This window comes from Streptomyces sp. NPDC002671, from assembly GCF_053592475.1.
The window spans coordinates 1-3,055 of sequence record NZ_JBSFVU010000144.1 but is presented as its reverse complement, the minus strand read 5'-3'; the positions used below and the strand labels follow the sequence as shown (position 1 = coordinate 3,055).

Below are 3,055 nucleotides of genomic sequence, written 5' to 3'. Positions count from 1 at the left end.
GATCTGACCCACCGCGACCGCTCCTCGAGTCCTACCTGAAAGGCCACCATGAGCTGGGACGTGCTCCTCCTCCGCCTGCCCGACGACGTCACCTCGATGCACGAGCTTCCCGACGACTACTCGCCGGAACCGCTGGGCCGGCAATGCGACGTGCTCGCGGCTGTCACCCAGGCCGTTCCCGAAGTTGATCTCTCGGACCCCACGTGGGGCGACCTGTCCGGCCCCACTTGGTCCATCGAACTCAACATCGGCTCAGATGACCCGGTGGACTCGGTCATGCTTCACACTCGGGGCTCCGGCGACGACGTGCTCACGTCCGTCTTCCGCCTTGCGGAGGCTCTGCGGTGCAAAGTGCTCGACCTCGCCGAAGGGGACCTGATCAATCCGGGGCAACCGTCAGGCTGGCACGCCTTCCAACAGTTCCGTGACCGTGTGATCGGATCCGCTCAGTGATACCTCCCGGCCGGATGATCACGTCCAGTGAAGGCGATGGGGATTCCCAACCCCTATGGCTCAGCGACGAGCCAGCCGCAGCCGGGCTGTGGGCTCGGATGCACGCCGAACACGGCGACTCCGGCCAGTGGCCCCTGCTGCTTGACGCGCTCGACCCCGGGGATGCCGAATTCCGCCCCTGGGGATCGGGCGAGGTCTTTCCAGAGCAGATGTCCGCCACCGCGAGCCACGACCCAGCCGCCCTTCTCGCGAAGTGGTGGGCGACGTATACCGCCGTCGATGAAGACGACGACATGCTGTCGGCCGATCGGCGCCTCGCCGTCACCGCCCCCTTCGAGCAGAGCTGGCCCGGACGCGCACCCAGCCGAGAAGCCGTGATGAGCGCCGACCAACTGGCCGCCGACTACGCCGAGGTGTTCCTTTCCGATCACCCCCAGTCACGTCTCGGGCTGGTCACCGCCGCATCCGGCGCAGAAGCCCTCACAACGGCAGGCTGGTCCGGTCCCGCCAACTACGACAACGACACGGCGAAGTTCTCCGCGGTCGTCGGCGACTGGGAGAACCGGTTCGGCGCCCGTGTCGTCGCGGTCGGCTTCTCCACGCTGTACCTTAGCGTCGCAGCCCCACCCCCAACTGAACAGGACGCATTCCCGGTCGCTGCCGAGCACTTCGCCTTCTGCCCCGACAACATCTGGCAAGGCAGACGGCCGTACACACTGGCCGCGTACGCAGAGGGGCTCACCGGTGTCCACAACTGGGACTTCTGGTGGGACTGAGGCCCCCGCCCGGGAACAGTGCGACGGGAAGCGATCTTCGGGGGCTTCACGCGTGCCTGATCAGAGGCATTCGTGAACACCCTGTAGCGGGTGCGCAGTACGAAGACCGCCGTGTGCCCTTGCTCCGCGATGGGCATCGCGGCTACGCAATGCTGGACTGACCTGCGGTTTCTCTTGACTGCGCAGCCGTTGGCGCTGACTGGCTTGCTGTTGCGCAGTGACGAGCAGGGCGCGGCTTCTCACTGTTGTGGCTGCGCGTGGTGGCGGGTCAGCGCCTGCCAGCGCCGCTCGAAGTCGACTGCCTGGTCGGCGATGTAGTCGGTGTTGAGGGGCTTGTTGTGCTGCGCGGTGATCCCGTGGGCTGCGCACTCCTGCGCAATGACGTCGAGGGACGGGGTTTCGTTGCGCACCCGCTGTTCCGCCCAGAAGCTGTAGACACGGAACGGCAAGAGGTAGCGGCGCAGGGTGGACGGGCTGACCGGCTTTCCGCCGCGGCCGGTCATGCCCTTCTTGCTTGCGAGGAAGGCGGAGAACTGCTCGGCCTTGGGTTCCTCGCCATGCTCGGTCTGGTACTCGGTCCAGGCGAGGTAGTAACGGTCGACGGTGGTGAGCGCGGCGGACTCCCCGGTTGCGTCGTCCTCGGCCGACGGGTCGTCGATGGAGGCACTCACCCGGGGACTGCGCATCTCCTTGGCTGGGTGTGCGCCCGCCCCGGCCGGTGTCTCCTCAGACTCGTCCCCGTTCGGGAGGGGCTCGCCGGTGGGCGCCTGTGCGGCGGACTCGGTGGCTTCCTCGTAGGCGGACGGCTCCGTCTCGTCGAATTCGCGCTGCCGGAAGGTGGAGACGAAGTACTCCAGGTCTGCGCCCGTGATGGGCTGGCCGTTGCCGCCGGTGATCTGGTCCCGCTCGTAGACGTACGTGGCGAGGGCGGCGGCATCGGGGTAGGCCCCGTGCTCCTGCGCGTACACGAGCCAGGCGTCGTAGAAGTAGTCACCCCATCCGTCGTCCGCGTCGTGCGGGGCCTGGGGTTCGGTCCCATTCTCAGCTGAGGGCGTGTGGCGCTGCTTGAGAAGCTGCAGCAGGGGTTCGAGTTGCTCGTCGGACAGTGGCCCGCCGGCCGCGGTGGCGATGCCGTACTGGTCTTGAAGCCACCCAGCGAACTGCGCGCTCGTGGGCTCGAATCCAAAGGCGGCCGTCCAGTCCTGATAGGCATTGGCGAGGTGCTGGTCGTTGCCTCCGTCCGCAAGGTCGTGCGGCTGCTCAGGATGTGCGGTTCGCCGCGGCTCCACCGGCTTGGGCCGCACGCCAGGCACCGGCGCCAGTTCCTTCTCATGGTCGACGGCGGCCTCAAGTTCGGGGCTCTGCCGCTGGGCAGGAACCGGGGGCCGCTCGACAGTGAACTGAATCGGCGGCTCATCAATACCCGCGGCTGCCAGACCGGCCGGGGCTGTCTCGGCCAAGGGGACGCCGTAGCGGGCCAGCCGGAGCGGCATCAGCGACTCCACCGGGGCCTTGCGACGCCAGGCACGGCCGAAACGGGAACGGAGGCTGGCCTGGTAGACGAGGCGTTCCTGTTCGAGCTTGATGACCTCGTCGTAGGAGCGCAGCTCCCACAGCTTCATGCGGCGCCATAGCAAGAACGTGGGGACCGGGGAGAGCAGCCAGCGCGTGATGCGGACGCCCTCCATGTGCTTGTCGGCCGTGATGTCCGCGATACGGCCGATCGCGTGCCGGGCCGCCTCGACGGCGACGACGAAGAGCACCGGGATCACCGCGTGCATGCCCACGCCCAGCGGGTCCGGCCAGGCGGCGGCCCCGTTGAAGGC

3 protein-coding genes are annotated in these 3,055 nt (G+C 67.8%); 2 read left to right on the top strand and 1 reads right to left on the bottom strand.

Annotated features, from left to right (window positions below):
- Nucleotides 1–48: 48 nt before the first annotated feature.
- A complete protein-coding gene (locus tag ACWD35_RS45280; RefSeq protein WP_451357146.1) occupies nucleotides 49–453 on the top strand; it encodes a hypothetical protein in 405 nt (134 codons plus the stop codon).
- Between the two features lie 98 nt (nucleotides 454–551).
- Nucleotides 552–1,229: a DUF4253 domain-containing protein gene (locus ACWD35_RS45275; protein ID WP_451357145.1), complete on the top strand. Its 678-nt coding sequence runs from the start codon at nucleotides 552–554 to the stop codon at nucleotides 1,227–1,229.
- 239 nt (nucleotides 1,230–1,468) lie between these two features.
- Here ACWD35_RS45275 and ACWD35_RS45270 read toward each other — a convergent pair.
- The coding region (locus ACWD35_RS45270; RefSeq protein WP_451357144.1) for a DUF2637 domain-containing protein at nucleotides 1,469–3,055 on the bottom strand (1,587 nt) is incomplete at its 5' end.

Coding starts and splice junctions, on each gene's coding strand:
- ACWD35_RS45280 (WP_451357146.1), top strand. CDS start 49: ATGAGCTGGGACGTGCTCCTCCTCCGCCTGCCCGACGACGTCACCTCG.
- ACWD35_RS45275 (WP_451357145.1), top strand. CDS start 552: ATGCACGCCGAACACGGCGACTCCGGCCAGTGGCCCCTGCTGCTTGAC.